This window comes from Kitasatospora sp. NPDC085464 (assembly GCF_044541955.1).
Classification (GTDB): Bacteria; Actinomycetota; Actinomycetes; order Streptomycetales; family Streptomycetaceae; genus Kitasatospora.
Genome location: NZ_JBITTM010000034.1, coordinates 15,565 through 35,708, shown reverse-complemented (window position 1 = coordinate 35,708; position 20,144 = coordinate 15,565). Strand labels below are relative to the sequence as shown.

Here is a 20,144-nt window from a genome sequence, read left to right as displayed (position 1 = left end):
GAAGCGGTGCCCCGCGACCCGCCCGAACCAGCCTGCGCCCCGTCCGCACGGGCCTGCGATGGTGGCCGCCGCACGGGCCCGCGATCGTGGGCCGCACGGGCCGCGAGGCGGCCGCACCGGCCCGCGATCGTGGCCGCCGCCCGGGTGGGGGATCATGGAACCCGGTGCTCGATGGTGAGACCGACCGTTGCACCGCCCCGTTGCGAGGAGCCCCCCATGCCCGCCCGAATAGTGCTGGTCCGCCACGGCGAGACCGAGTGGTCCGCCACCGGCCGCCACACCGGCCGCACCGACATCCCGCTGACCGACGAGGGCCGCGCGATGGCCCGGGCCCTCGGTGCCCGCCTCGCCCGGGCCCCCTGGGACGGCCTGCCGGACGCGCTCGTCTACACCAGCCCGCTCGGCCGCGCCAAGGAGACCTGCGCCCTGGCCGGCTTCGGCGACCGCGCGGTGGAGCGCCCCGAGCTGATGGAGTGGGACTACGGCCAGTACGAGGGCCGCACCGGCGCGGACATCCGGGCCACCGACCACCCCGGCTGGCTGATCTGGCGGGACGGCGTGCCCGGCGGCGAGAAGCTGTCCGAGGTGGCCGCCCGGGTGGACGACTTCCTCGCCGGCCTCCACCAGGAGCACGGCGTCCCCGAGCCGGACACTACCGTGATGCACTGCGCCGACCGGGACGTCGTCCTGTTCGCGCACGGCCACCTGCTGCGCATCCTGGCCGCCCGCTGGCTGGGCCTGCCGCCCGAGTTCGCGCAGCGGTTCAAGCTCGGTACGGCGGCGCTGTGCGTGCTGTCCTGGGAGTACGGCGCCCCGGCCGTGGAGATCTGGAACGACCTCTCCCACCTGGACGCCCTGAACGCCGGGCACTGACGCCCGGCTGCACCCCCGCCCCGGCGGCCGCCGCAGCTCCGGCTAGGCGGCCGCCGCCCGGTCGTACTCGGCCAGGAACCGCCGCACCTCGGGCACCGCGGCGTGCGGGCGCAGCCGTCCCGCGGTGTCCGCCAGCATGCTCCGGATCCGGGCCGAGCGGACGTCCGCGAACAGCGCGACGGCGGACGAGCCGTGGTGCGCCGCGCCGGCCAGGTCCCCCCGGCCCAGGCGGTCGTGGGCCAGCTCGGCGGTGTACAGCACCCGGTTGCGCAGGAAGTGCGGCTCCTGCAGCGTCATGGCCAGCCCGGCCTGCTCGCTGGCGCGGTCCCAGTCGCCGAGGGCGGACCAGCACTGCGACTGGAGGCCGGCGATCTCGGCCTCGCCGAAGAAGGACATCCACTCCGGATCGGCCTCGGAGTGACCGCGGCCGAACAGCGCGTACGCGCGGCCGAGTGCGCGTTCGCAGGCGGCGCGGTCCTGCAGCAGCGCCCAGGCACCGGCCTCGCGCATCGCCAGCAGTGCGAGCAGTCGCTCGGAGCCCAGGCCCCGGGCGGCGACCTGCCCGGCCTGCGCGGCGCGCAGCGCCTCCCGGGGGCGGCCGGCGTCCCGGGCGAGGAATGCGCTGTTGCAGAAGACGTGCGCCTCCAGTGCGGAGTCCCCGGCCATCCGGGCGGTGGCCAGCGCCTCGGAGTAGAACGAGCGGGCGTCCGCGAGCCGGTTCGAGTCGTGTGCCAACCACCCTACCGAGATGGCGAGTTCACCGGCCCCGGCCTGCAGCCGGCGTTCCGTCGCGGCGCTGTACTCGCCCTCGTTGAGCAGAACGTACGCGTTGCGCAGCGACTGCCCGGCGAGCTCGTAGAGGGCGTCGGCGCCGTGCGCGTCGTCGGCCAACCGGATGTCCCGGACGGCCTGTTCGACACCGAACACCTCGGCGGCGCCGACCCGGCGCAGCGGCGGCACCGGCCCGGGCCGGCCGGGCACCGGCGGGTCGGCCGACAGCAGCGACGGCGCGGCGAACTCCGCACCGGGAAGGGCGCCTCGGCCGGTGAGGGCACCGGAGGCGCCGTCGGTACCGGCCGACCGACCGGCGGCCGTGGCCGGCCGGTCGATGCCGATCACGGCGGCCAGCGCGGTGGTGCCGCCGGCCAGGAACGTACGGCGACGCACGTCGTCGTTCTCCTCGTCGAGATAGGGCGATCCATCGGGCCCCCGGGGCACGGCGCCGGGACTCGGCCACGGGGGGCCTTCCGGGGCGGTCGGATCCGCGTACGGCGAGGCAGCGTACGGGAGTTGAGTGGAGAGTGGTGAGCGCGGGGCGGGCAGGGGCGGGAACGGCGGGTGGAGCGGAGGCGGCTCGGCCCGCCCGGCGCCGCCGTCCGCCGAGCGGCGGCGGACGGCGGTCCGGGGGGCGAAGCCGAGGTCGCCGAGCGTGCTGCCCGGCCACATGTGCCGGAAGACCCGCTCGTAGGCGTAGTTGGGGCAGCGGATCTCACCGGACTCGACCCGTCCGACGTAGCGGGCGTCGCAGGACACGTGCTCGCCGATCTCGCGGGCCGCCCGGCGCACCGCCATGGCGAACTCGCCGGGAGAGCGGTCGCCGCGCAGCGCGCGCATCACGGTGTTGGGGGACGGTCGGTTCGGCTCGGCCGGTGGGGTGGCTGCCATGGCGCCGAGAGTACTCGGAGTCACCGACCGGACACATGGGGTTCGCGGGAGATATGAGGGCAATCCCGGGCAGAGCGGGCGATGTTGCGGGATATCTGCCATGAAATGCCATGCCTTGCTGTAAGGCGCCCCGTGGCCTGGGGCGCATCCCCGGCGTTGTCCTGATACGTGGAAGCCCGGGCCGTCGCCCCGGCCCGTCCCGGCCCGGTGGCCCCTCCGGGCGGCGGTGCTTCCGGATCCGACGAGGTACAGGAGGGCCCATGATGGCCACCGGACTGCCGCAGCACCGACCCGTCGGCGGGGGCGTGATCGCCGGCGCAGTCCCCGCCCTGCTGCCCGATCCCGCCGACGACCGGATCCCCGGCCGGGGTCCGGTCGAGGGCGGCCACGGCCCCCGCAGCGGCCCCCGGCGCGAGCGCCTCGCCGACGAGGGCACCCTCGTCACCGCCTGTGACACCGTGACGGTCGCCCTGCGGCACGGTCTGGAGGCCGTCGACATCCTGAGGCTGCGCCGCGCCTGCGGCGTCGTGCTGCAGAGCCGCAACGGCAGCACCGTCTCCTTCCTCGTCCCGGCCGGCACCTGGGAGACCTGGCACCTGCCCGGCAGCTCCTGTACGGCCGGCGCCCTCGTCCCCTCCGCCACCGACCCGCGCTGGGTGATCCCGCCCGCCGGCTCCGGCCCCGCCGCCCGCCCGACCGACGCCTGGGTGCTCCGCTCCGCCCTCTGCGAGGCCGCCTGCACGCTCACCGCAGGCGGCCTCGGCCCGTTCTAGCGGCCGTGCCGCGCGGATCCCGCCGGGCCGCGAGCACCGCTCGCCCCTCCGGCCCGATCCCCGTGGCACGGCCCTGACCCGGCGGGTGTGCGCTTTCGGTGGCGGCGACTTCCCCTGCGCTTGTAGGGGTCGGCGGCACCACCTTCCCGGCCTGCGGTGGCACCACCCTTCTGGCCTGCGGCGGCACCACCCTTCTGGCCTGCGGCGATAATGGCCGACATGGGACGAAGCAGTAGGGCCGCGCGTGGCGGCGAGGCGGCGGCCACGGCCGGCGCGGGTGGCCGCACCCACGCCCAGGGGCCGCTCACCCGCCCCGTCGGCTCCGGGCTGGCCGAACTGCGGCCCGACCGCGATCGCCCCGCCGCGTGGTCGCTGCTGATCGACGGCGCCCCGCAGTCCATGGTCGACCTCGCCGATCCCACCCACCTCGGCTTCGAGTACCAGCGGCGGCTCGGGCACCTGATCGACCTGGTCGCCGCGCCGGGCCGGCCGTTGACCGTCCTGCACCTGGGCGGCGGCGCCCTCACCCTGGCCCGCTACGTCGCCGGCACCCGGCCGCGTTCCCGCCAGCAGGTCGCCGAGATCGACACCGCGCTGACCGAACTCGTCCGGGCCGAACTGCCGTTGGACCGCGGCTGGCAGATCAAGGTGCGCGGCGGGGACGCCCGCAGCGTGCTGGAGCGCACCCCCGAGGGCACCGTCGACCTGGTCATCACCGACGTCTTCTCCGGCGCCCGCACCCCGGCCCACTGCACCACCGTCGAGTTCACCACCCTCGCCGCCCGCGCCCTGGCCCCCGGCGGCTGGTACTCCGCGAACATCGCCGACGGCGGCGCCCTCCCCTTCGCCCGCTCCCAAGTGGCCACCCTCGGCGCGGTCTTCCCCGACCTCTGCCTGATCGCCGACCCGGCCGTCCTGCGGGGCAAGCGCTTCGGCAACCTCGTCCTGGCTGCCGCCCACACCCCCCTCCCGGTCACCGACCTCACCCGCCGTGCCGCCTCCGACCCGGCTCACGCCCGGGTCGAACACGGCCGCGGCCTCACCGACTTCGCCGCCGGAGCCGCGCCGGCGACGGACGCCACGGCCGCGCCGTCCCCGGAGCCGCCGCCGGGCGTCTTCCGCTGACGGCGGGCGGGCGCCGTCCCGCCCCGTCGGGCCCGTCGAGCCCCGCTGCGCCGGGTACCGCGCCTCGGCAGCCGCTCCCGTGCGCCCCGGTCCCGGGTGCGAACTCCCGTCGACGGCGGCGGAAGCCGCCAGGCCGGGGCGCCCCGCTAGTGGCCGCGCGGAAGCCCGCGGTGCTTGCACATGGCCGCCCCGGTGAGCAGCAGCCCGGCGGCGATGGGGGCGAGTACGGCGGTGGCGGTCGCGGAACCGTGGTGCACAGGGGTCACCGTGGCGGTGTCGGCGATGGCGAGGGTCTCGGGCGTCCCGCCGGCGCCCGATGCGGCAGGGCCGGCGGGGGCCGTCGTCGCGTCACGGTCGGTGGAGGCCCCGGTCGCGGGGTCGGTCTCGGAGGCCTCCAGGACGGGTGGGGTGTCCGCGCCCTCGCGCTGCCGCGGCACGGTGGAGCGGGTGGCGCCGGGGTGCGTCTCGGCGGAGGGCGGGGCCGCGGGCTCGCCGTCGCGGACGGCGCGGGCCTCGGCCGGGTCGGCCTGGGCGGGGTCGGTGTCGAGCAGGCCGGAGGCGATCGCGAAGGCGTCGGGGACGGCCGCCCGCTGGCCGGGGAGGGGCAGTCCGCCGGCCCGGATCCGATCCTGCAGGCTGCCGCCGGACGTCCCCGCGGCCCCGCCGGCCGAGCCGTCGGCGAGGCCCCCGAGAGGCCCGGGGGAGCGGCGCGGCGCTTCGCCCGCCGACGGTCCCTGCCCGACGGGGCGTTCGGCTGACTGCCCGTCGAGTGCGGGGGCGCCGGGTGCGGCCGCGTCGAGCGTCGGTGCGTCGAGGGCCGGTGCGTCGAGGGCCGGTGCGTCGAGGGCCGGTGCGTCGAGGGCCGGTGCGTCGAGGGCCGGTGCGCCGTGCGGGACGCGGCGGACGGCGGGTCGGGCCGGTTCCGGCAGCGGATCGGCGGACGCCGCGTACGCTCCGGCCACGCCGAGGCCCCAGAGCTGTGCGAGCAGGGCTCCGGCGGCCGCCACGGCGCGGGGGCGGGGCAGCCACCGCGCGATCCCGCCCCGGGCTCCGGCGACGCCGTGGGGGGCGGGTTCCCGGGGCTCGGTCGCGTGATTGGCTCGCACGTGAGTTGAGAACGAGCGGACGGGTGGTGAGGTCACGCCCGCCGTCACGGACAGTCATCGCGAGAGTGACCCCGGGCCGGCGTTCCCCGGGGCCACCGACCGCGCGGCGGTCAGGAGTTGGGACGCAGGGTCCAGGTGACCGTCATCACACCGGTGACGGCGCCGTCGGCGCGGGTGATCTCGACGGTGACCGGGAACTCCGGGCGGTCGCCGGCGTCCAGCTCGGCGACGATCTCGGCGGCCGGGCGGCCGAGCACGGCGGTGGCGGTGACCTCACCCATGGCGAGCTTCTTGTACGCGATCTCGGCGTTCACGGCCAGCGGCACGGCGCGGGACAGCTGGTCGCCGAAGGCGGCGAGCACGATGCAGCCGCTGGCGGACTCGGCGAGCGTGAACATCGCGCCGGCGTGCGGGCCGCCGACGTGGTTGTGGAACTCGGGCTGGTCGGGCAGCCGGAGCACGGCGCGCTCCGGGGTGGTCTCCAGGTACTCAAGCTTCAGGGTGTGCGCCATCGGCACGGTGGCGTCGAGCATCTGGCCGATCTTAGGTGTGGTCATGGCGACGATGTTACTAGCCGGTAGCTTTCGGCGGCAGGGGCCGATCGGAAAAGCCGGGCCACCGGGCGCAATTGAAGGGGTGCGAGATCGGGGAACGCGAAAACGCCCGAGGGGCCGACCTCTTGAAGAGATCGGCCCCTCGGGCTCTGGGGTGAGTGACGGGACTCGAACCCGCGGCCACCTGGACCACAACCAGGTGCTCTACCAACTGAGCTACACCCACCATCTGTCCGGTCCGTTCCCGCTCTCGCGTTCCCGTTCCGACAGGAAGAACTCTACAGGATCCGAGAGGGTGCTCGCGCCAGGGTTCCGTTCCGGCGGACGCGACACCCCCGCGGACCCCGATCCGGGCCGCCGCCGGGTTCGCCCGGGTGCTCCGGGGTGCTCCCGGGTCAGCTCGTGGGGGCCTGGTACTTCGCGGCGATGGTCCGCGCGGTGTCGGCGTCCGGGCCGGGCTGGGGGACGAACACGGCCTCGCGGTAGTACCGCAGTTCGTCGATGCTCTCCCGGATGTCGGCGAGCGCCCGGTGGTTGCCGCCCTTCTGCGGGCTGTTGTAGTACGCCTTCGGGTACCAGCGGCGGGCCAGCTCCTTGATCGAGGAGACGTCCACGATCCGGTAGTGCAGGTGCTTCTCCAGGGCCGGCATGTCCCGGGTCAGGAAGCCGCGGTCGGTGGCCACCGAGTTGCCGCACAGCGGCGTCTTCCCGGCCTCCGGCGCGTGCTCGCGCACGTACGCGAGGACCCGCTCCTCGGCCTCGGCGAGGGTCACCCCCTGCTCCAGCTCCTCCAGTAGGCCGGAGGCGGTGTGCATCGCGCGCACCACCTCCGGCATGTTCGCCAGGGCCTCCGCCGGCGGCCGGATGATGACGTCCACGCCCTCGCCGAGGACGTTCAGCTCGGAGTCCGTCACCAGCACCGCGACCTCGACCAGGGCGTCCCGGTCGAGGTCGAGGCCGGTCATTTCACAGTCGATCCATACCAAACGGTCATTCACGCAACTCACCCTACGGCGCGATCACGCGCCGCGGGGACCGGTGGAGCCGAGCGGGGTGCCGGAGCGCAGCCTTCGGCCTGGTGCTCCTCCGCCCCGCCGTGTGCGCCGCGGCCGTCCGCGTGCTCGCCCTCCCGGCCGGTGCGGACCGCGTGTCCGTCCCGTCCGGCACGGGCCTCGCGCGCCGTCCGGGCACCGTCGGCCGCGGGCCGACCGCCCTGGGAGCGGACCTGCGGCGCCCGTGCCTGCCGGCCGCGGAGCTCGCCCGCCCCCGGCGCCGGCTGCCCGGTCGGGGCCGGCATCCGTCCGGCGGCCGCACCGTGACCGCGCCCGGCCGCGCCCGGCTCGTCCGCGGGCCGTTCGACCGCGCTGCGGTGCCCCTGGCCCTGACCGCGCGCCCCCGGCTGGGGCAGGCCGTCCTCGGCCGCCGCGTGCTCGGCGGTGCGCGGCGGACGTCCCGCACCCGACCCTGCCTGCGGCGGGACCAGCGGCGGCCGCACCGGACCGCGCCCCGCCGCACCCTGCTGCCCGGGGTGCGGCTGCTGCGCGGCGGTCTGGTGCGGGTACGGCTGACCGGCGCGGGCGTGGAAGGCCTGGGCGGCCGGCGTCCCGGCCTGTCCCGGACCGAACCCGACCGGCTGGCCGTGCGCACCCGGCTGACCGTGGCCGACCGGCTGTCCGTGCACCGGCTGTCCGTGCGGACCGACGGGCACCGCTGCCCCCGGCGCGAACGGCTGTGCCGACGGCCCGCCGTGCGCCCCGCCGAACAGCGCACCGCCCGCCGCCGAGGAAGCGGCCGCGTGCGACAGCGCGCCGGGCAGCCGCAGGTCGCCGCCGTGCGCACCGGCCGCCCCGGGCGACTGCTGCCCGGGACGACGCGCCCGGTAGCTGGTCCGGTACGCGGCCGGGGACACCCCGAGCTGGCGGCGGAAGTGCCCGCGCAGCGCCACCGGCGAACGGAACCCGCACCGGCGCGCGACGTCGTCCACCGACAGCTCCGAGGTCTCCAGCAACCGCTGCGCCTGGAGCACCCGCTGGGTGATCAGCCACTGCAGCGGCGCACTGCCGGTGAGCGTGCGGAACCGCCGGTCGAAGGTGCGCCGGCTCATGTACGCGCGGGCCGCCAGCACCTCGACGTCGAACTGCTGGTTGAGGTTCTCCAGCGCCCAGGTGACCACCTCGGCCAACGGGTCGTTGCCGATCTCCTCCGGTAAAGACTGATCGATGTACTGGGCCTGTCCTCCGCCGCCGCGGCGACTGGGCACCACCAGGCGGCGGGCCAGCGCGTTGGCCGCCTCGGCGCCGTGGTCGCTGCGCACCACGTGCAGGCACAGGTCGATGCCGGCGGCGGTGCCGGCCGAGGTGAGCACGTCGCCGTCGTCGACGAAGAGCTCGCGCGGGTCGACGTGGACCCGCGGGTAGCGCTTGGCCAGGGTCGGCGCGTACATCCAGTGGGTGGTGGCCGGCCGACCGTCGAGCAGGCCGGCCGCGGCCAGGACGAAGGCGCCGGTGCAGAGGCCGATGATCCGCGCGCCCTCGTGGTGGGCCTTGCGCAGGGCGGTGATGGCCTCGACCGGCGGGGGCTGGGAGATCGAGCGCCAGGCCGGTACGACGATCGTGCCGGCCCGGGCGAGGGCCTCCAGGCCGTACGGGGCGGAGAGGGTCAGGCCGCCGGTGGTCGCCAGCGGGCCCTCCTCGCCGGCGCAGACCAGCAGGCGGTAGCGGGGCACCCCGGCGTCCTGGCGGTCCACGCCGAAGACCGAGAGCGGGATGGAACTCTCGAAGATCGGGGCGCCGCCGAAGATCAGCACCGCGACGGTCTCCCGGCGGCGTCGGCCCGACAGCTTGCGCGGCGCGGCGGCCGCTACCGCGGAGAGCGAGCCGTTCGCACCGGGTCCGCTGCCGTGGCCCAGCGGCCCGTGGCCGGGGGCGGAGCCGAGCGCGAGTCCGCCGAGCGGGCCGCCGACGGCTCCGGAGGCGCCGTTGGGGCCCGGAGCGCCGCCGGGGTAGGCGGGGTGGGCGGGATGGCCGGAGTAGGCGGGGTGGGCCGCGTAGCCCGGGTGCTCGCCGCCGTAGGCCGGGGTGTGGCTGACGAGGCCTCGGCTGACGGGCTGTCCGCCGGTCGCTTGGGTCCCGATCGACTGGCCCCCGATCGATTGGCCGCCGCCGATGACGTTCCCGCCGCCGACGGGGTGTCCGGCGGCGTGCAGGCCACCGGAGTTCTGTCCGGGGCCGTTCTGTCCGGGGCCGTTCTGTCCGGGGCCGTTCTGCCCGGAGCTGCTCTGCCCGGCGAACGGGGGCTGGCCACCGTACGGTGCCGCCGCCCCGTGCTCGGCGGTGGCCGGGTTCGCGCCCGGGCCGCCGAGGGGGGAGTGCGCCGTGGGGTGCGAGGGATGCGGGACGGCGCCCGGGGTGCGGGTGCTGGCGGCGATCGCGGAGGTGGCGGAGGTGCCGGTGCTTCTCGCGGACCGACCCGCGGTGCCGGCCACCGCCTGGCCGCTGTCAGGACCCGCGTCGCTCCTGCTCACCCTGCTCAAGGCGCTCAAGCCCCCTCGGTGGTGTGGTGTGGGTGGTGCGGCACTGCTGGCCAAGATCGAAATCTATCGGGTGGACCATTGCCGTTGTGACAAGTTCACCATCCGACGCTATGTCGACATGGCAATTTGGCGTGATGCATTCGATCACGAAGCGTGGCACCCGTCGACCCTTCTGGGAAGAGGGCCGGGGCAACGGTGGCTGGTTGTCGCGGGGCCGTTCCTGGGGTGTCCGGCCCGCGTGCGCCCGATCGGCGGGTCTGGGCTGCGGATTTGCCCAAGGGGGAGGGATCGGCGCGAAATTGACCGAAAATCGGCGGTGCACGAGAGGGCGCACGGGCACGGGTCGTGCGCCTCCCAGGCTTCATCCGGCCAAGCCTGGTGCGGCGGAACCGCTATCCGGACTACCGGGTTACGGTCCTGCCGTGAACAGCGACAGCCGGCTCGAACGGGCCAACGACAACGCCGCCGCCTTCTGGCTCGCCCAGGCCCGGGTGCACGGCTGGCGGTCCCGCGTCCTGCCCGGCCTGACGGCCGTCCGCTGCGCCCGCACCCCGGACGACGCGCACCGCATCCTGGTGACCCGCCCCTACGCCGAACACGGCTCGTTGGAAGAGGAGTTGGCGGACCTGTTGAGCGCGTGGAAGACCATGCACTTCACCGTCGAGGACCCGTACGGCGGGCTCGACCTCTCCCGCTTCGGGGCGACCCGGATGCCGGAGATGCCGGTGATGGTCCGGGACCCGGGCCCGGTCGAAGGTGCGACGACCGTCCTGCCCGCGGTGTACGGGGCGCACGGGGGCGGCAGCCTGACGGTCGATGAGGTGCAGGACGGGGACGGCTTCGCGCTGGTCGAACGCGCGATCGTGGAGGGGTTCCCGTTGCCCGCCCGCCGACCGTGGGTGCGCGGTGAGGCGCTCCCGGAGCAGTTGCTCGGCGAACCCGGGTGGCGGGCGTGGCTCGGCCGCGTCGACGGTGCCGTCGCGGGCACCTGCCTCACCTACGACGACGGACGGGCCACCGGCGTGTACTGGGTCGCCACCCTGCCCGACTGGCGCGGCCGCGGAGTCGCCAAGGCCGTCCTGCGGACCGCGTTGGCCCACGCGCACCCGGACCGCCCGGCCACCCTGGTCGCCACCACGCTCGGCGAACCGCTCTACCGCAAGCTCGGGTTCGTCGAGCAGGCCCGAACCCGCTGGTGGAGCCGTGCGTCGGCGGAGGGCTGACGGACGCTACCCGGCACCCGCCGCGACGCCGGTGCGGGCGTCGGCGATCACGGCAAACCCGGCTGATCGGTTTCGGACACCGGACCCGGCTCCGGTGCCCGGCGCGCTGCCCGCCCCGGCGTTCGCAGGAACGGGCGCATTCGGACCCGCCGGGGCGGACGCCGTCGAACGTGCGCCGGACCGTGCGCCGACCAGCGCCTCCTCCGCCCCCACCGGCACTCCGGCAGCCCTCCGCCGGGCGGGCCCGCCGCTGCGGATCCCCGGCCGGGGCGACGGCGCGTTCCGCGCGGCGAGCACCTGGCCGACGGCCTCCGGCAGCCCGGCCGCCTTCAGCGTCGGCCGGTAGCCGCTCTCCGCCCACGGCCGGCCGTGGTGCAGCCAGACGCTGCGCAGCCCGGTCAGTTCGGCCCCGGCGATGTCCGCGGGCGCGTGGTCCCCGATCATCCAGGTGTGCGCGGCCCAGTCCCCGGTGGGCGGGATGCCGCAGCGCTGGGCGGCCATCTCGAAGATCAGCGGATCCGGTTTGACGCAGTCCGCCTCCTCGGAGATGACCCAGCCGTCGACCAGTGGCCCCAGACCGGTCCGCCGGATCTTCTCCAACTGCGGCCGGGTGCCGCCGTTGCTGACGATTCCTAGCGTCCACCCGGCCGCCCGCGCGGCCTGCAGGGCCTCGACGTGCCGGGGTGGGCAGTGGATGTGGGAGTTGATGCCGCGTCGGTAGTGGGCGAGCAGGAAGTCGGCGGAGACGTCCAGGCCGTAGCGGCGCCGAACCGCGGACAGTACGGTGCTGCGCGGCACGTAGCCGCCGCCGTCGATGGTGACGAACCAGTCGAGGTCGCCGGGCGGAAGGCCGTGATCGGACAGGAAGTCCTGCGCCCACGCCCGGAAAGCGGCGTCCCGGGGGAGCAGCGTGTTGTCGAGGTCGAACAGGAGCAGGGGCATGCCGAGCATGGTGCCAGCGCCTGCGGCTATGCACCTGGCAAATGCCAGAGCGCGTCGCGAAGCCGTACCAAGTGGCTGGATCGGGCTCCGACAGCTGGCGTACGGATCCCGTCCGGGCCGGGTGCGGGGTGGTGCAGGGGCAGGTCGGTGGGGTTGTCGTGACCGCCGGGGCGTAACGGTTCGCGACGTGCCGCAACGGATCGTCGCCGATCAATGACAGTCCGGTCACGGTGTCCCGCGGGCCTGTTGCGCCGCCCGGTCCGCTCAGTCAAGCTCCAGGGAACCTCCTTTCCGGAGGGGGCGCGATCGCCTGCGGACAGGGCGCACTGCCACGGCGGGCGCATCCTCCTTTCGCGGGAACAACGTCGCTCCGGGGCTTCGCCGCTGGGCCTGGCCCCGCGCCCGTCGTACTCTGAAAGGAACAGGTCACATACGGTGCTGCGCGGTGCAGACCGACGTCATCCCGTGAGCGGGCCTGCTGCCCGGGCAGCGTTGTCCTCTCCTGTCGGCCCCTCTCCCTCGAAGAGCCGTGAGCCATGGCTGGTTTTGAGCCTCCCCGACCGGTCGAACCGGACTCGCCCCGCAGCGCGGGAGCGGCGACCGGGAGTGGAGACGGCGTCCGCACGAACCTCGGTCCGGTCGACGGGCACGCCGTCGAGCGCACCGACGGCGGGACGGGTGACCTTGCGGACGGCCCCGCGAACCGCGGAGCGGACGGAGCGAACGGCGGCCCTGCCGACGAGCACCGGGACGCGCACGCCGCCGGCCACGCCGATGGGCACACCGCCGGCCACGCCAGTGGGCACGCCGGTGCGTACGTCGAGCCGCGAACCGTTGCTCGCGGGGAGGCCCCGGGGCGCGTCGAGGCGACTCGGCCTGCCGAGCCGGCCGCAGGTGGCGACGGACCCCACGGTCTCGCGCGCGCTCTGCGTGGTCTCGCCCGCTGTGGCAGCCTCGCCCGCCGTGACCGCCCTGGGCCCCGCCAACGGCGCGGAGAGGCCCCGGCCGACCCTGCGGGGCCTCCGGTGACGGGCCGCCTGGGCCCGGGCGCTGAGCGTCCGGAAGCGGCTTCCGGCGCGGCCGACCCGTTCGACGGGCTCATCGAGCCGTCGGTGCAGGACGCCCCCGCGCCGTCGCTCGACCCGACGTTTCAGCATGGTGTGGTGGTCGGCTTCGACGGCTCGTTGTCGAGCGAGCGCGCGCTCGCCTACGCGGTCGGCATGGCGCGCCGTTCGCAGTGCGGCCTGGTGATCGTGCACGTGGCCAACCGCCTGCCGGCCACGGTCTGGGCCGGCTGTGAGCCTCCCGTCTTCGTCGACCTCCCCGATCACAGGACGGAGGTCCTCGGCCTGGAGCTCGCCTGCGCGGACTTCCTCGCCGGGGTGCCGTGGATCCTGGTCGAGCGCGGCGGCGACATCTGCCACGAGATCGAGGAGGTCGGCCGCGAGTACGCCGCCGACGCGATCGTCGTCGGCACGACGCACGGCCTGCTCGGCAAGATCTTCGGCTCGGTCTCCGGCCGGCTGGCGCGGCGGGCCAACCGACCGGTGATCGTGATCCCCTGAGGGATCGTCCGGTCGCCTCCTCCTGCTGCCTCTCCTGTTGCCTCCTCCGCCATGGCCCGCTCCTCAACGCCGTTGATGGAGCGGGAGGTTGACCCGGCGGGCTCGGCTCAGGCCGTGGCTGCCGCGGAAACCTCCGCAGCCGTCACAGCCCCCGCAGTCGCCGCGGCCGTGACGGTCACGAAGGCGCCGTCACGGCCGCGCCGGTCACCGACCCGACGGTCGGCGACGCGCGGTCACGAGGTGATGCCGAGCTCCCGGGCGATGAGCATCCGCTGGACCTCGGACGTGCCCTCCCCGATCTCCAGGATCTTGCTGTCGCGCCAGAAGCGCGCCACCGGGAATTCGTTCATGAAGCCGTACCCGCCGTGGATCTGGGTCGCCTCGCGGGCGTTGTCGACGGCGGCCTCGGACGAGTACAGCTTCGCGATCGCGGCCTCCTTCTTGAACGGTTCACCGTGCAGCATCCGGGAAGCGGCGTCCCGCCAGGCCAGGCGGGAGGTGTGGGCGCGCAGCTCCATGTCGGCAAGCTTGAACTGGACGGCCTGGTTGGCGCCGATCGGCCGGCCGAAGGCCCGGCGCTCGCCGGCGTACTTCACGGACTCGTCGACGCAGCCCTGGGCCAGGCCGGTGGCCAGGGCCGCGATCGCGATGCGGCCCTCGTCGAGGATCCGCAGGAACTGGGCGTAGCCTCGGCCACGCTCGCCCAGCAGGTTGGCCGCGGGAACGCGGCAGTCGGTAAAGGACAGTTCGCGGGTGTCGGATGCGTTCCACCCGACCTTCGAGTACTTCTTCGAGACCTGGAACCCCGGGGTCCCGGTGGGCACGATGATGGAGGAGATCTCCCGCGTGGGCGAGCGGAATTCGCCTTCTTCACTCGAACGAGCGATCGGTTCGGTGAGCGCGGTGACGGTGACCAGGCCGGTGATGTCGGTACCGGAGTTGGTGATGAAGCACTTGGTGCCGTTGATGACCCACTCGTCGGTGGTCTCGTCGTACCGCGCGGTGGTGCGGGTGGCGCCGGCGTCCGAGCCGCCCTCCGGCTCGGTGAGGCCGAAGGCGCCGAGGAGTTCGCCCGAGGTCAGCCGGGGCAGCCACTCGCGCTTCTGCTCCTCCGTGCCGAAGCGGTAGATCGGCATCGCGCCGAGCGAGACCGCGGCCTCCAGCGTGATCGCCACCGAGGAGTCGACGCGGGCGAGTTCCTCCAGGGCGAGGCCGAGGGCGAAGTAGTCGCCGCCCATGCCGCCGTACTCCTCCGAGAAGGGCAGGCCGAAGAGGCCCATCCGCCCCATCTCGCGGACGATCTCGTAGGGGAACTCCTCGCGCTCGTAGAACTCGCCGATCTTCGGCGCCACCACGTCCTGGGCGAACTCGGCGACGGTGCGCCGGAGGTCCTCGTACTCGCTGCTGAGTCGGTGGTCGAGCATGGTGATCCTCCTGATGCCCGGCCTGGTGGCCGCGGGCGTGGGCGGGACGACCGGCGTCGGTCGGTCGGACGGACGCGCGGGTGCGGTCGGGGGTGGGTGGGTGAGGGACGGGCGGGGTGCGGGGCGCCGGCCGGACCGTACGGGCGGCCGGCGCCGGAGCGGGGGCGGGGCGGTCAGCCCCGGGCGGCGCCGAGCAGCGCCTGGACGGTGCGGGACGGGCTCGGGCGGCCGAGGCGCTCGGCCATCCAGCCGCTGGTCGCGACGAGGGCACGCAGGTCCACGCCGGTCCGGACGCCGAGTCCGTGCAGCATCCAGACCAGGTCCTCGGTGGCCAGGTTGCCGGTGGCGCTCTTCGCGTACGGGCAGCCGCCCAGGCCGCCCGCCGAGGCGTCCACCGTGGTGACGCCCTCGCGCAGCGCCGCCAGGGTGTTGCTGAGCGCTTGGCCGTAGGTGTCGTGGAAGTGCACGGCGAGCCGGTCGGCCGGCACCCCGGCCCGGGCGAAGCCGGTCAGCAGGGCGCTCACCTGGCCCGGGGTGGCCACGCCGATGGTGTCGCCGAGGCTCAGTTCCGAGCAGCCCATCTCCAGCAGCCGGACGCCGTGGCGGACCACCTGCGGGATCGGGACGGGCCCCTCCCACGGGTCGCCGAAGCACATCGAGAGGTAGCCGCGGACCGCGACCCCCGCCCCGGTCGCCCGGGTCACGACCGGCTGGAACATCGCCATGGCCTCGTCCGCCGAGCGGTTGAGGTTGCGGCGGGCGAAGGTCTCGGTGGCGCTGGCGAACACCGCGATGTCGCCGGCGTGGTGGGCGAGCGCGCGGTCCAGGCCGCGCTCGTTGGGCACCAGGACCGGCAGCCGCAGGCCGGGGTGGCGCTCCGGCAGCTCGGCGAGCCTGGGCATCAGGTCCTCGGCGTCGGCCAGCTGGGGCACCCACCTCGGGTGCACGAAGCTGGTGGCCTCGACGGTGCGCAGGCCGGCGGCGGCGAGCCGGGCGATGAACTCGGCCTTGACCTCGACGGGCACCATGGCGCCCTCGTTCTGCAGGCCGTCCCGGGGGCCGACCTCGTGGATCCGGACCTCCTCGGGCAGGCCGGGGGCGCGGACGGGGTCGGGCAGGCCCAGGTCGAGGGCGTCGGGCTCGCGGGCGGGGGTGGTCACGACCGCACCTCCGCGGGTTCGGCGGGCGCGGCGGGCGCGGCGGCAGTCCCGGTGGCGGTCTCCCCGGCGGCGGCCTCCTCGACCGGGGTGACCACGACCAGCAGGTCCTCCATCGCGACGGTGGCACCGGCGGTGGCCCGCAGCTCGGCGACCACGCCGTCGTGCGGCGCGGCGATCACGTGTTCCATCTTCATGGCCTCCAGCACGAGCAGAGGCTGGCCCTTGCGGACCGTCTCGCCCGCCGTGGCCTTGACGACGGTGACGGTGCCGGGCATCGGGGCGGTCAGGGCGCCGTGGTGGGCGCCGGCCCCGGCGGCGCGCTCGACGGCCGGGTCGTAGGCGTGCAGCGGCCAGGCGTCGCCCTCGATGCCGAGCCAGGTCACCGGTCCGGCGGCGAGGCCGGGGGTGGCGTCGGTGGCCAGCGAGAAGGTGGTCTGCAGGCCGTCGACGGTCAGGTGCAGCCGGTCGCCGGCCAGGGCCGCGCGGGCGCGGTGCACCGGCCCGTCGCCGAGCCGGAGCTCCACCTCGCGGGCCTGCCCGGCGGAATTGTCAGTGGCGTCGACTACGTTGCTCGCAGTGATCGAACGGATGCGCACCGGCACCGGGTCCTGGCCGGGGGTACGGAGTCGGTGGGTGGTCCAGGCGGGGGTGCCGCTCAGGCGCCAGCCGGAGGGAAGGGAGAACGGGTCGGTCCAGCCGCCGGGGGTGGCGGCCGGGGTGAGTTCCAGGTGCCGTGCGAGCGCGGCCGCGAAGTAGAGGAGGTGCGCGGGCGACGGCGGTTCGGCCGCTGCGGCGTCGGTCCCGTTCCCGGGGTGGGCGGGCGTCGTGGCCTCGGCCGGAGCGGTCGCGTTGACGGGGGAGTACGACGCGGTGAGCAGGGCCGGCTGCTGCTGGGCGGTCTGCTCCACCAGGCCGGTGTCCAGTCGGCCGGCGGCGACCTCGGGGTGTGCGAGGAGCCGCCGCAGGAAGCCGGTGTTGGTGGTGACGCCCAGGATGCGGGTGTCGGCCAGCGCGGCGCGGAGCCGGCGCAACGCGGTCGGGCGGTCGGGCCCGTACGCGATGACCTTGGCGAGCATGGGGTCGTAGGCGCTGGTGACGACGGTTCCGGGGGCGACCCCGGAGTCGACGCGGATGCCCTCGCCCCGGGGCTCGTCCAGGGTGAGGATGCGGCCGCCGGTGGGCAGGAAGTCCCGTTCCGGGTCCTCGGCGCAGATGCGGGCCTCGATGGCGTGGCCCAGGAAGGAGACGTCGGACTGGGCGAAGGAGAGCCGTTCGCCGGCGGCGACGCGCAGCTGCCACTCGACCAGGTCCAGCCTGGTCGCGTCGGCGCCGACGGCGACGGCGAGTTCGGTGACGGGGTGTTCCACCTGGAGACGGGTGTTCATCTCCATGAAGAAGAAGTCCCGCACCCCCTCGGCGGCGGAGGCGGGGGCGTCCGGGTCGATGCCGGGGACGATGAACTCCACGGTGCCGGCCCCGGTGTAGCCGCAGGACTCCGCGGCGCGGACGGCCGCGGCGCCCATCGCGGCGCGGGTCTCGGCATTGAGGAGAACGGAGGGAGCCTCTTCGATCAGCTTCTGGTGGCGGCGCTGCAGGCTGCACTCGCGCTCGCCGAGGTGGACGGTGGTGCCGTGGGCGTCGGCCAGCACCTGCACCTCGATGTGGCGCGGCCGGTCGATCCAGCGCTCCAGCAGCAGGGTGTCGTCACCGAAGGCGGTCCGTGCGACGCGGCGGGCGCCGGCGATCTCGGCGGGCAGCTCGGCCGGGTCCCGCACGAGGCGCATGCCCTTGCCGCCGCCGCCGGCGGACGGCTTGAGCAGCACCGGGTAGCCGATCTCGTCGGCGGCGGCGACGAGTTCCTCGTCGGTGGGCGCGGTGGCCTGGCTGCCCGGGACCACCGGGACCCCGGCGGTCCGGACGGCTTCCTTGGCGTTGATCTTGTCGCCCATCAGCTCGACCGCACCGGGAGGCGGTCCGATGAAGACGAGGCCGGCGTCGGCGCAGGCGCGGGCGAAGCCGGCGTTCTCGGCGAGGAAGCCGTAACCGGGGTGGACGGCCTGGGCACCGGTGCGGCGGGCGGCGGCGAGGATCTGGTCGGTCCGCAGGTAGGTCTCGGCCGCCGCGCTGTCGCTGCGGTCGGCCGGGCCGAGCCGGACCGCGACGTCCGCCTCGCGGACGTGCGGGGCGTCAGCGTCCGCGTCGCTGAACACGGCGACCGAGCGGACACCGAGGCGCCGCAGGGTGCGGATCACCCGGAGGGCGATCTCACCGCGGTTGGCGACCAGAACTGTGTCGAACATGGGAGGCGTTCCTCCGGGTCGAGGGGAGCCGTACGAAGGAGGTGGCGGTGGGCGGTCGGGCGCCGGCCCGGGGTCGGACCGGCGCCGTGGACGTCACACCCGGAAGGGAGGGATCACGAACGCAGGGGCGCCATGACGAGGGATCACATGCGGAAGACGCCGTACGGGGCCGGCGGTGCCAGCGGGGCGTTGGCGCAGGCGGTGAGCGCGAGTCCGACGGCGGTGCGGGTGTCCATCGGGTCGATCACACCGTCGTCCCAGAGCCGGGCGGAGGCGTAGTAGGCGTTGCCCTGGCGCTCGTACTGCTCGCGGACGGGGCGCTTGAACTCCTCCTCCGCCTCGGTCGGCCACTGCTCGCCGTGTGCCTCCAGCTGGTCGCGGCGGACGGTGGCGAGGACGGAGGCCGCCTGCTCACCGCCCATCACGGAGATCTTGGCGCCCGGCCACATCCACAGGAAGCGGGGTGAGTAGGCCCGGCCGCACATCGAGTAGTTGCCGGCCCCGTACGAGCCGCCGATCACCACGGTGAGCTTCGGGACGCGGGTGCAGGCGACGGCGTTGACCATCTTGGCGCCGTGCTTGGCGATGCCGCCCGCCTCGTACTGCCGGCCGACCATGAATCCGGTGATGTTCTGCAGGAAGAGGAGGGGGATGCCGCGCTGGTCGCACAACTCGATGAAGTGGGCGCCCTTGAGGGCCGACTCGGAGAACAGCACGCCGTTGTTGGCGACGATGCCGACCGGGTGGCCGTGGATCCGGGCGAAACCGGTGACCAGGGTCGCGCCGTACTCCGCCTTGAACTCGGCGAAGCGGCTGCCGTCCACCAGGCGGGCGATCACCTCGCGCACGTCGTAGGGCGTACGCGGGTCGACCGGGACGGCCCCGTACAGGCCCGCCGGGTCCACGGTCGGCGGCTCGACGGCGGCGAGCGGCCAGGGCTTGGCCGCGCGGGGGCCGAGCCCGGCGACGATCGTGCGGACGATGGAGAGGGCGTGGGCGTCGTCCTCGGCCAGGTGGTCCGTCACGCCCGAGGTGCGGGAGTGCAGGTCGCCGCCGCCGAGCTCCTCGGCGGTGACCAGCTCGCCGGTGGCGGCCTTCACCAGTGGCGGCCCGCCCAGGAAGATCGTCCCCTGGTTGCGGACGATCACGGCCTGGTCGCTCATCGCCGGGACGTACGCGCCGCCGGCCGTGCAGGAGCCGAGCACCGCGGCGATCTGCGGGATGCCCGAGGCGGAGAGCCTGGCCTGGTTGTAGAAGATCCGGCCGAAGTGGTCGCGGTCCGGGAAGACCTCGTCCTGCATCGGGAGGAAGGCGCCGCCGGAGTCCACCAGGTAGACGCAGGGCAGGCGGTTCTCCAGCGCGACCTCCTGGGCGCGCAGGTGCTTCTTCACCGTCATCGGGTAGTAGGTGCCGCCCTTGACGGTGGCGTCGTTGGCGACCACCACCACCTCGCGACCGGCGACCCGCCCGATGCCGGCGATCACCCCGGCCGCGGGCGCCGCCCCGTCGTACATCCCGTCGGCGGCCAGCGGGGCCAGCTCCAGGAAGGGCGAGCCCGGGTCGAGCAGGGTGTCCACCCGATCGCGGGGCAGGAGCTTGCCGCGTGCGGTGTGCCGGGCGCGGGCCTTGGCGCCGCCGCCCTGGGCGGCCGCGTCGAGCTTCGAGCGCAACTCGGCGACCAGCTCCTGGTGCGCTTCGGTGTTGGCGCGGTAGGCCGCGGAGCCCGGGTCGACGGAGGTGCCGAGCCGGGGCGCCGGTGCGGCGGCTCCGGGCGGTGGGGCCGTCGGCGCCGCCGTCGTGCCGTTCGCCGCGCTGAGCTGGAGGCCGGTGGGTGCGCCGGCGGTTGAGATGACCATTCCCAAGAGCTCCCTTGCCCTCGGCACCAGGTGGGCGCCTCGGCGC

14 protein-coding genes, 1 tRNA gene and 1 pseudogene are annotated in these 20,144 nt (G+C 75.1%); 5 read left to right on the top strand and 11 right to left on the bottom strand.

Annotation, left to right across the window (positions count from 1 at the left end; translation table 11 throughout):
- The first annotated feature begins 216 nt into the window (after positions 1-216).
- The gene (locus ACIGG8_RS28170; RefSeq protein WP_350526606.1) at positions 217-873 is read left to right on the top strand and encodes a histidine phosphatase family protein; all 657 of its coding nucleotides are present in this window, start codon (positions 217-219) and stop codon (positions 871-873) included.
- A gap of 42 nt (positions 874-915) precedes the next feature.
- Here the strand turns inward: ACIGG8_RS28170 and ACIGG8_RS28165 are convergent, their stop codons facing one another.
- Positions 916-2,538: a tetratricopeptide repeat protein gene (locus ACIGG8_RS28165; RefSeq protein ID WP_396551604.1), complete on the bottom strand. Its 1,623-nt coding sequence runs from the start codon at positions 2,536-2,538 to the stop codon at positions 916-918.
- A gap of 260 nt (positions 2,539-2,798) precedes the next feature.
- Between ACIGG8_RS28165 and ACIGG8_RS28160 the strand changes: the two genes are divergently transcribed.
- Together ACIGG8_RS28160 and ACIGG8_RS28155 are read left to right on the top strand one after the other, a co-directional pair.
- The gene (locus ACIGG8_RS28160; protein WP_350526604.1) at positions 2,799-3,311 is read left to right on the top strand and encodes a hypothetical protein; all 513 of its coding nucleotides are present in this window, start codon (positions 2,799-2,801) and stop codon (positions 3,309-3,311) included.
- A 219-nt stretch (positions 3,312-3,530) separates the two neighbouring features.
- On the top strand, positions 3,531-4,436 hold the full coding sequence (locus tag ACIGG8_RS28155) for a spermidine synthase (RefSeq protein WP_396551603.1): 906 nt from the start codon (positions 3,531-3,533) through the stop codon (positions 4,434-4,436).
- A 146-nt stretch (positions 4,437-4,582) separates the two neighbouring features.
- On the opposite strand, the gene ACIGG8_RS28150 is transcribed toward ACIGG8_RS28155, so the two are convergent.
- The 5 genes and pseudogenes from ACIGG8_RS28150 to ACIGG8_RS28130 all read right to left on the bottom strand — a co-directional run.
- Positions 4,583-5,542 (bottom strand): hypothetical protein, encoded by a 960-nt coding sequence (locus ACIGG8_RS28150; RefSeq protein ID WP_396551602.1) that lies wholly within the window; start codon positions 5,540-5,542, stop codon positions 4,583-4,585.
- Positions 5,543-5,652: 110 nt separating this feature from the next.
- The gene (locus tag ACIGG8_RS28145; protein WP_350526601.1) at positions 5,653-6,099 is read right to left on the bottom strand and encodes a DUF4442 domain-containing protein; all 447 of its coding nucleotides are present in this window, start codon (positions 6,097-6,099) and stop codon (positions 5,653-5,655) included.
- Positions 6,100-6,246: 147 nt separating this feature from the next.
- A tRNA-His gene (locus ACIGG8_RS28140) sits at positions 6,247-6,322 on the bottom strand.
- Positions 6,323-6,491: 169 nt separating this feature from the next.
- Entirely contained in the window at positions 6,492-7,094 is a 603-nt protein-coding gene (gene orn, locus ACIGG8_RS28135) for an oligoribonuclease (protein ID WP_396551601.1), read from the bottom strand.
- A gap of 862 nt (positions 7,095-7,956) precedes the next feature.
- Positions 7,957-9,004 (bottom strand): annotated as a pseudogene (locus tag ACIGG8_RS28130) (helix-turn-helix domain-containing protein); the annotation flags it as partial.
- Between the two features lie 1,046 nt (positions 9,005-10,050).
- Between ACIGG8_RS28130 and ACIGG8_RS28125 the strand changes: the two are divergent.
- Complete coding sequence (locus ACIGG8_RS28125) at positions 10,051-10,851, top strand: GNAT family N-acetyltransferase (RefSeq protein WP_396551600.1); 801 nt, start codon at positions 10,051-10,053, stop codon at positions 10,849-10,851.
- Positions 10,852-10,857: 6 nt separating this feature from the next.
- Here ACIGG8_RS28125 and ACIGG8_RS28120 read toward each other — a convergent pair whose 3' ends face one another.
- Positions 10,858-11,793, bottom strand: a complete 936-nt coding sequence (locus tag ACIGG8_RS28120; RefSeq protein ID WP_396551599.1) for an HAD-IA family hydrolase — start codon at positions 11,791-11,793, stop codon at positions 10,858-10,860.
- 1,100 nt (positions 11,794-12,893) lie between these two features.
- Here ACIGG8_RS28120 and ACIGG8_RS28115 point away from each other — a divergent pair.
- Entirely contained in the window at positions 12,894-13,358 is a 465-nt protein-coding gene (locus ACIGG8_RS28115; RefSeq protein ID WP_396551666.1) for a universal stress protein, read from the top strand.
- Positions 13,359-13,591: 233 nt separating this feature from the next.
- On the opposite strand, the gene ACIGG8_RS28110 is transcribed toward ACIGG8_RS28115, so the two are convergent.
- The 4 genes from ACIGG8_RS28110 to ACIGG8_RS28095 form a co-directional block, all read right to left on the bottom strand.
- Positions 13,592-14,782 (bottom strand): acyl-CoA dehydrogenase family protein, encoded by a 1,191-nt coding sequence (locus ACIGG8_RS28110; protein WP_396551598.1) that lies wholly within the window; start codon positions 14,780-14,782, stop codon positions 13,592-13,594.
- Positions 14,783-14,955: 173 nt separating this feature from the next.
- Positions 14,956-15,942 carry a hydroxymethylglutaryl-CoA lyase gene (locus ACIGG8_RS28105; RefSeq protein WP_396551597.1) on the bottom strand — a complete coding sequence of 329 codons (987 nt, stop codon included), beginning with the start codon at positions 15,940-15,942 and terminating at the stop codon, positions 14,956-14,958.
- Positions 15,939-18,242 (bottom strand): acetyl/propionyl/methylcrotonyl-CoA carboxylase subunit alpha, encoded by a 2,304-nt coding sequence (locus ACIGG8_RS28100; protein ID WP_396551596.1) that lies wholly within the window; start codon positions 18,240-18,242, stop codon positions 15,939-15,941. The genes ACIGG8_RS28105 and ACIGG8_RS28100 overlap by 4 nt, the downstream gene beginning before the upstream one ends.
- A 143-nt stretch (positions 18,243-18,385) precedes the next feature.
- A complete protein-coding gene (locus tag ACIGG8_RS28095) occupies positions 18,386-20,098 on the bottom strand; it encodes a carboxyl transferase domain-containing protein (RefSeq protein ID WP_396551595.1) in 1,713 nt (570 codons plus the stop codon).
- Positions 20,099-20,144 lie beyond the last annotated feature (46 nt).

Coding starts and splice junctions, on each gene's coding strand:
- ACIGG8_RS28160 (WP_350526604.1), top strand. CDS start 2,799: ATGATGGCCACCGGACTGCCGCAGCACCGACCCGTCGGCGGGGGCGTG.
- ACIGG8_RS28145 (WP_350526601.1), bottom strand. CDS start 6,099: ATGACCACACCTAAGATCGGCCAGATGCTCGACGCCACCGTGCCGATG.
- ACIGG8_RS28155 (WP_396551603.1), top strand. CDS start 3,531: ATGGGACGAAGCAGTAGGGCCGCGCGTGGCGGCGAGGCGGCGGCCACG.
- ACIGG8_RS28110 (WP_396551598.1), bottom strand. CDS start 14,782: ATGCTCGACCACCGACTCAGCAGCGAGTACGAGGACCTCCGGCGCACC.
- ACIGG8_RS28170 (WP_350526606.1), top strand. CDS start 217: ATGCCCGCCCGAATAGTGCTGGTCCGCCACGGCGAGACCGAGTGGTCC.
- ACIGG8_RS28095 (WP_396551595.1), bottom strand. CDS start 20,098: ATGGTCATCTCAACCGCCGGCGCACCCACCGGCCTCCAGCTCAGCGCG.
- ACIGG8_RS28120 (WP_396551599.1), bottom strand. CDS start 11,793: ATGCCCCTGCTCCTGTTCGACCTCGACAACACGCTGCTCCCCCGGGAC.
- ACIGG8_RS28100 (WP_396551596.1), bottom strand. CDS start 18,242: ATGTTCGACACAGTTCTGGTCGCCAACCGCGGTGAGATCGCCCTCCGG.
- ACIGG8_RS28165 (WP_396551604.1), bottom strand. CDS start 2,538: ATGGCAGCCACCCCACCGGCCGAGCCGAACCGACCGTCCCCCAACACC.